This is a genomic window from Buttiauxella sp. (assembly GCF_035271705.1).
Classification (GTDB): domain Bacteria; phylum Pseudomonadota; class Gammaproteobacteria; order Enterobacterales; family Enterobacteriaceae; genus Buttiauxella.
Window position 1 is genome coordinate 1 of the sequence record NZ_DATERI010000114.1, and the last position, 7,879, is coordinate 7,879.

A 7,879-nucleotide genomic window follows, 5' to 3' on the forward strand; every position below is an offset into this window, starting at 1 on the left:
GGCAAACAGCGCCGGAAACACCAGAATCGACCATATCGACATCCCGCTAGACGCGCTGGCGGCAGAAATGCCCAGCACGCCAATTTCTGTTGCCGTATCAAACCCTAAACCAAACAAAAAACCGACCAAATACATATGCCAGCTTTTATTGATCAGCTTGAATGTGGAGCGGAACAGCCAGCTCATCATGCCGCCACCAGTGAAATCAGTCGCCTCGGCAGACAACGGTTCACCACGCTTGAGCTGGTGAAAATTGCGCCATACGCCACGTAAAATCACCAGATTAACCAGTGCCATTGCCAGCAAAAAACACGCCGATACGGCCGTGCCAATCACGCCACCAACCTCATGGAACCAGTCCATATCATTCTTAAATGCCGCAGCGGTTGCGGCAATCGCGATTGAAGCTAGCACCACAATGCTGGAATGACCGAGCGAGAACCAGGCACCAATACCAAACGGGCGTTTCCCTTGCTGCATCATCTTGCGCGTCACGTTATCAATTGCTGCGATGTGGTCGGCGTCGACCGCATGGCGCAGGCCGTAGCACCAGGCCAGTAAACTTGCGGCCATCAATGCCGTGCTGTGGTGAAACGAAACCAGCGCCCAGGCCCAGGCGGCAAGGTTTGCGGCAACTAAAACAGCCAGCAAAACAGCGGCGCGCGGGTTGTCACGAAGAATACGCAAGAACATCATTTTATCCTTGTGAAGGAAGGTGGAAGCGGGCGGCGGCAACCAGCGCCTGGCCCAATGCAAGGGCACCGTCACCGGCTGGCAACTGTGTCGGGAAGAGCAGATTGAAATCTGCGAGATGATGCGCAAATCGTTCACGCATCAGTTGGTTATGCAGCACGCCACCGCTGAACACGATGGTATTAATCGACAACCGACGCGCATGGCTACGCGCCAGGTCAGCCAAACCTTTTGCCAGCGCATCATGAAAAGCCCAGGCTCGAGCGGGCGCACAGTCATGCCAGTTCAGCCATTGCTGCCAGAACGTCGCCATATCGAGTTTACCGGCACTAAGCGGCAGGGTGACAGGATGGCGACAGGCACCACTTTGCGATGCCAGTGCTTCAAAGCGGCCAGCGGCTTCCCCTTCGTAGCTTTGTTGCAGCGGTGCGCAGTTAAGTGCGGCGGCAGCGGCATCGAACAAACGGCCTGCGGAGGAGGCCAGCGGGGTGTTAATCCCACGTGCAATTGCGGTCGCCAGCAGCGGCCAGTTTTGTTCGCGCACCACGGCGGTTTCAGGGCATTGCTGCCAGCCCGGTAAAAAAGCCAGGCAATGGGCAAGCAAGTTGCGCCACGGCTGGCGAGCCGCGAGGTCTCCGCCAGGGAGCGCCACCGCGGGTAAACCCCCTAAGTGCTCACATTCCCGATAGTTAACCCGCAGGCATTCCCCACCCCACAACTGGTCGTTCTCGCCATAACCCATACCATCAAGGGTTAGCGCAATGACATCGCCCGCGTCCCGAGGCCAAAGGTGTTCGGCCAGGCACGCCACCGCATGAGCGTGGTGATGTAAAACCTTGCTGACCGGTAAACCCATTTCAAGCCCAATCCGGGCGCTGTGGTAGCCTGGATGGGCATCTATCGCGATATGTTCCGGCGTAAAATCATAAGCTGCGCACATCAGCATGCGTGCTTTTTGCCATTGCTGTTCAACCCCTTCTTCAGCGAGATCGCCCAGATGCTGGCTAAGCACCGCCTGGTTGCCGCGCAGCAAACAGAAGGTGTTTTTCAAATCTGCACCCAACGCCAGAATCGATGGCTGTGCGGCAAAACCTGGCGGCAGCGGTAGGGCATCCGGCACAAATCCTCTGGCACGGCGCAGCATTTCACCGTTGGCTCGTACCACGGAATCATCCATACGCTGCATGATGTCGCGATTGTGTAGTAGCCAACCATCTGCAATGTCGGCTAATTCGTCGAGCGCTTGCTGATTGGTGATGGCTGGCGGTTTGCCATTCAAATTACCGGATGTCATCACCAGCGGGCCATCGAATGCCTGCATCAAAAGATGTTGTAGCGGGTTGGCGGGTAGCATCACGCCGACGTCATTCAGGTGCGGAGCAAGGGTGTGACTAAATTCCGGTAACGCTGATTTCGCCATTAAGACAATCGGTGCCGCAGGCGTGGTGAGGTGTGCGAGCACATTTGCCGGTAATCTGCGTGAATCTGGCAGCATCACCGCCAGCGGTTTGGTCGGGCGATGTTTACGCGCCCGTAAGCGGGTGATGGCGGCGTTATTACACGCATCAACCGCCAGATGGAAACCTCCCAGGCCTTTTATCGCGACGATTTTCCCGGCTTTTAGCGCGCGGATGGCGGCCTGTAATGCGGCTTCACGTTCAAGGTTTTGCTCGCCAGATTGCCAGGCAATTTGCGGCCCGCATTCCGGGCAGGCGACGGGTTGTGCATGGAAGCGCCTGTCCATCGGGTTGCGATACTCATTCTCACACGCCGGGCATAGCGGAAACGCCGCCATTACCGTGTTGGGCCGGTCATACGGCATGGCGTTGATAATCGTGAAACGAGGGCCACAGTGGGTGCAATTGATAAACGGATAGCGATCGCGACGATCGTTGGGATCGTTAAGTTCACGCAGGCAATCAGGGCAGGTGGCGGCGTCGGGGACGATTTGCGTGTCCATTGTGCTGCTGGCGCTGTGGCGAATCGTAAAATCTTGCGGCAGCATTTCCCAAAGCAAGGGGGTTTGTTCAACGTTGTCGATACGAGCCAGCGGTGGGCAATGGGCGTGAAGCTCGGTAATAAACGCATCGGGAGAGGAAGCAAGGCGTACTAAAACCCCAGCGCCGTCATTACAGACATCGCCGGTGAGTTTAAGTTTTTGCGCCAGTTGCCAGACGAATGGCCGGAAGCCAACACCCTGAACTTTGCCGCGAATGCGTAGCATCACGCCGTTAAAATTCACTATTTAGCACCAATGTGTGGGTATTTTTGTCGGATGACGCAGCACTTATCCGACCGACGAGAAAGCCGTTGTGCAGCGTCTTCCACCCTTTTTAAACTTCCACCGCCTGACGTAAACGCGCTTTCATCTCGCTATAGGTGGTTTGCGCATAGTTCTCTGCCCATTGCTGGTCAGCAATTTGGCTGACATTTACCGCGCAATACTTGGTTTCCGGTGTTTTGGAAATCGGGTCGAGGTTGTCCTGCGTTAGCTCGTTACACGCACCAATCCACCATTGGTAAGTCATGTACACCGAACCCAGGTTGATGCGCTCATTCACTTCTGCACGGCTGATCACTTTGCCGCGACGCGAGCTGACCCACACCAGTTGTTTGTCTTTGATATTGAGCCATTCGGCGTCTGTTGGATTTATCTGCACAAAGCCAGGTTCATCCGCCAGCGTTTGCAGTGCCGCGCAGTTACCGGTCATGGAGCGACAGGAGTAGTGTCCGACTTCACGAACGGTACACAGCACTAGCGGATATTCTGCGTCAGGTATTTCAGCAGGCGCACGCCACTGCGCGGCAAAAAGCTGGCCTTTACCGTTGGGTGTATCGAACTTGCTGTCTTTGTAGAGATACGGGGTGCCGGGATGGTCAAGCGTCGGGCATGGCCACTGCACATGGCCCATATCGCCCATTTTCTCGTAGGTGACGCCAAAGAACAGCGGGCAAAGCTCGCGCATTTCGTCCCAGATTTGTTGGTTGTTGTCGTAGTGCATCGGGTAGCCCATCTCGGTTGCGAGCAGGCTGATAATTTCCCAGTCACGTTTGACGTTGTATTTCGGCTCAATGGCCTTTTCAAAACGCTGGAAGCCACGGTCGGCACAAGTAAACACGCCGCCGTGCTCGCCCCAGGAGGTGGCTGGCAAAATCACATCCGCCACTTCGGCGGTCTTGGTCATGAAGATGTCTTGCACTACGACAAAATCGAGCGCTTCAAACCCTTTGCGTACCAGGCCCAGGTCGGCCTCGGTCTGCAACGGGTCTTCGCCCATGATGTAGTAGGCTTTCATCTCGCCTTCGAGCGCCATGTGTGGCACTTCGGTGATACGCACGCCGACCTGGTCGTCCATATCATCAACGTTGATGCCCCACGCTTTGGCAAATTTGGCCCGCACTTGTGGGTCAACCACATCCTGATAACCCGGGAACTGGTTCGGTAGCACGCCCATATCGCAGGCACCCTGCACATTGTTTTGCCCACGCACCGGGCCCACACCGACGTTTTCACGCCCCAGATTACCGGTCAGCAACGCCAGGCTGGATAAGCCTTTTACCACGTCGACTGCCTGGCCAAACTGGGTGACGCCCATACCCCACATGATGGTGGCAGAAGGGGCGGCGGCGAACGTCCTCATCGCGAGGCGGACTTGTTGTGCCGGCACGCCGGTCAGGTGCTCAACGTCTTCTGGCGCGTAGCCTTTGACGACTTCACGGTAGGCTTCCAGGCCGTCAGCGAATTTCGCCACATACTCTTTATCGTAGAGATTCTCTTCGAGTAGCACGTAACCAAAGGCATTCACCAGCGCCATATTACAGCCGTTTTTCAACTGCAAATGTTGGTCTGCAATACGCGCGGTTTCGATGCGACGCGGATCGCAAACAATGATTTTCGCGCCATTTTCTTTCGCTTTAATCACCCGACGCGCCACGATCGGGTGTGAATCGGCGCAGTTATAACCAAACACCAACAGGCATTTTGAGTGTTCGATGTCGCCGATAGAGTTACTCATCGCGCCATTTCCCAGCGTCACCTGCAAACCCGCCACCGACGGCCCGTGGCAAACACGCGCACAGCAATCGACGTTGTTGGTATGCAGCACACCGCGGGCAAACTTCTGCATCACATAGTTGGTTTCGTTACCCGTTCCGCGTGACGAACCGGTCGTCATTATGGAACGCGGGCCATATTGCTCTTTAATCGCTTTCAGGCGTTTCGCGGTATAGCTAATGGCTTCATCCCAGCTAACGGGCTGGAGCTTGCCGCCTTTTTCGTAACGAATCATCGGCTGCGTTAGACGCGGCGTGAGCAGTTTCGTGTCGTTGAGAAAATCCCAGCCGTAATAACCTTTCAGGCAGAGTTCATTTTGGTTCGTCACGCCGTCAGCTGCTTCGGCACGGATAATTTTGTTCTTCTCAACAACCAGTTTGAGTTTGCAGCCTGCGCCACAGTATGGGCAGACGCTGGTAATTTTTTTCATCGGTAACAGACCTGTTAAAAGTGAAAATTTCATTCCCTTCATACTTGAAGCTGCATCGGGATTGGCTCATTTGCCGCCTTGATGCAACGCCAATTATTTAGGAAGACATCAAAGGAAAATGGATGAAGTCCCATCAAACGCAGCACGGCGGCGTTTTTCAGCACTCATTTGTTCAAGCTTGTTGCGGTCAACGCAAATAATGGCGTTGGTAGGGCAGGCCTCTATACAAGCTGGCCCTGTTGCTCGGGTATGGCAAAGGTCGCATTTATTCGCTTCGGCCTTTTCGGCCAGCACGTTAAGACCGGCACCGCTGTTGCGCACGACTGGGCGAACAACCACTTCCATCGCGCCATACGGGCAGGCAACCACACAAGTTTTGCAGCCGATGCAACGTTCTTGCATCACATTCACAAAGCCATGCTCGCGCTTGATAGCCCCGTTCGGACAGACGTTGGCGCAAGGGGCGTCTTCGCACTGGCGGCACATCGTCGCGGTAGAAACATTCACGCCTTTAATCACGTGAATACGGGGCAGGAAGGTTTGCGGTGTTATAGCCGCGCAATCTTGCGCTTCCTGGTGGGACACGACACAGGCCACTTCGCAAGTGCGACAGCCAATACATTTGCTTGAATCAGCAATGATGAAGCGGTTCATCAGAGACTCCTGTTTTTATAAGTCGGCATTAGGCATACATAAAGTGTGCCAACTTTGAAACTAGCGTGATTCAAGGCGTTGCGCATTGATCGGGGGAGGGATGACAGTGACATCGACACATTTGACGATGTCATTTGGGCAAATGACAGAGGTGTTTTCCACCCTCACCCCAGGGAGAGGGTGAGGGCGTTAGATTACTCGAACTCCGGCGCTTCCAGATCCGCAAAGCCGCCTTTGCCTTCCCATCCCGCCAGGCGCTGATACACCGTTTCAACCGCCGCTTTAATCGCGTCAGTCATCGGGTAGTAAAAGCCGACGATATCAGGCTGAATGCCGAGGAAAATCACTTCGCCCACATCTTCTTTCAACTGATCAATCAGGTAGTTGAGCGGCATGTTGTGGGTGGTCATCATAAACATTTCAGCGATATCGTCCGGGTCTATCACGCGGATTTCACCAGGAGCGAGACCCATATCCGTCGCATCGACCAACAACAATCTTGTTGGGCGCAATTCACGGATCGCCACCACATCGTTTTCCGGCGCGGTGCCGCCGTCGATAACCACCCAGTCGCCTTGTGGCGCGGCCAGGCACTTTTCGGCAAGCAAAGGGCCTGCGCCGTCGTCGCCCATCATGGTGTTGCCAACACACAGTAAAACATTACGACCTTCATTCTTCGAGCCGCCGCCGCGTTGGTCGCCTTCGTTCGCCCCGGTCGCCCCGGTCACATCGTTATCTATGCTCTCAGGGACTTGCTCAGTTACCGCCTTGCTGCAACTCGAATGATTTTGGTCGAGGTCATAACGCCTCCGAACCATCAAATAAATGGCGGGTTCTAGTTGAATGGCTTGCAGCATATCGAGCAGCTCCTGGCTCCAGATTTGCTGCTGTTCGGTTTGCGTTGGAATGGCTGCATCAAAGGCTTTGGCTAACAAAACCACATGACTTTGGTCGATAACAATTTCGCCATAACGCGGCACACCTTCCATTTTACGCCGCGCTTCGCTGCCTGCTTCAAGCGTGGCAATCCACGCTTTGTAAGGCTCAAACGAACAAACCAGATTCTCTTTCAAGCAGTCGATAACGCCGAGATGGTGGCCGATTGCCAGGCTGTAATAAACCACCTGTTGCGCATCACTCGGTGTGTTGTCGTTTTCATCGACAAACTTACGGCTAAGCTGGCAAAACACCACCGACTCGCTCATGACACGCGCTCCTGTTTCACCAGTTCTTCCAGATGTGTGACGATTTCGGTCAAACGCGGATCGTTCTCGGATGCCAGCCATTGCTGAACACTGCCGCCACCAGCGGTAAGATTTTCCATGTAGCTGTCAGCAATCTGGCGGCCATAGCGATAACCCGCCAGATGACGTGCAGCACGGTCGATACGCACACGCAATGGCTGCACCATGTCCGGGTGCAGGATTTGCGCCGGTTGGGCGTCTATCTCGCTGGCTTCCCGGGCGTGGATTTTTTGCTCCAGCAAACCTAACGCCATGGCAAAACCGTACAGCGTTGCCGCAGGTGTTGGCGGGCAACCCGGAATATACACATCCACCGGGACGATTTTGTCGGTGCCGCCCCAGACGCAATACAGGTCGTGGAAGATACCGCCGCTGTTACCGCACGCGCCGTATGAGATACAAATTTTTGGGTCCGGCGCTGATTCCCAGGCACGCAGCGCAGGGGAACGCATGGCGCGAGTCACCGCGCCGGTAAACAGTAAAATGTCCGCATGACGAGGCGACGGAACCACTTTAATCCCGAAGCGTTCTGCATCGAAAAGTGGTGAAAGGGTGGCGAAAATTTCGATTTCGCAGCCGTTACAGCCACCACAGTCAACACGGTAAACATACGCGGAACGTTTAATTTTTTTCAGTAGCGACGCTTTCATACTGGCGATGGACTCATCCACCGTCATTGGCACTGGCATGCCTTTATCGTCGCGTGGGCCGAGTAACATACTCATTAGCTGGCCTCTCTAATCTGGCGGCTAAGGTCGATTTGCTCGGAAGAAACCAGGCAAAGCTTGCGTTTACATTCCGGGC

General features: G+C 54.9%; 6 protein-coding genes and 1 pseudogene. All 7 read right to left on the minus strand.

Translation table 11 applies throughout. From position 1 onward, the window contains the following. Positions 1-693 (minus strand): HoxN/HupN/NixA family nickel/cobalt transporter (locus tag VJY99_RS10495; RefSeq protein WP_324118110.1); only part of this gene is annotated, 693 nt, incomplete at its 3' end. Between the two features lie 4 nt (positions 694-697). Next, positions 698-2,917, minus strand: coding sequence for a carbamoyltransferase HypF (gene hypF / locus VJY99_RS10500; protein ID WP_324118112.1), 2,220 nt, complete (start codon positions 2,915-2,917; stop codon positions 698-700). A 109-nt stretch (positions 2,918-3,026) separates the two neighbouring features. Next, positions 3,027-5,177, minus strand: coding sequence for a formate dehydrogenase subunit alpha (gene fdhF / locus VJY99_RS10505; protein WP_324118104.1), 2,151 nt, complete (start codon positions 5,175-5,177; stop codon positions 3,027-3,029). A gap of 108 nt (positions 5,178-5,285) precedes the next feature. Then, positions 5,286-5,831, minus strand: a complete 546-nt coding sequence (hydN, locus tag VJY99_RS10510) for an electron transport protein HydN (protein WP_324118106.1) — start codon at positions 5,829-5,831, stop codon at positions 5,286-5,288. A 194-nt stretch (positions 5,832-6,025) separates the two neighbouring features. After that, entirely contained in the window at positions 6,026-6,484 is a 459-nt protein-coding gene (hycI, locus tag VJY99_RS10515) for a hydrogenase maturation peptidase HycI (RefSeq protein ID WP_324118114.1), read from the minus strand. A gap of 165 nt (positions 6,485-6,649) precedes the next feature. Beyond that, positions 6,650-7,117, minus strand: a pseudogene (locus VJY99_RS10520) (formate hydrogenlyase maturation HycH family protein); the annotation flags it as partial. Then, positions 7,033-7,800, minus strand: a complete 768-nt coding sequence (locus VJY99_RS10525; protein WP_324118108.1) for an NADH-quinone oxidoreductase subunit B family protein — start codon at positions 7,798-7,800, stop codon at positions 7,033-7,035. The gene VJY99_RS10525 and the pseudogene VJY99_RS10520, both read right to left, overlap by 85 nt. Between the last annotated feature and the right edge of the window lie 79 nt (positions 7,801-7,879).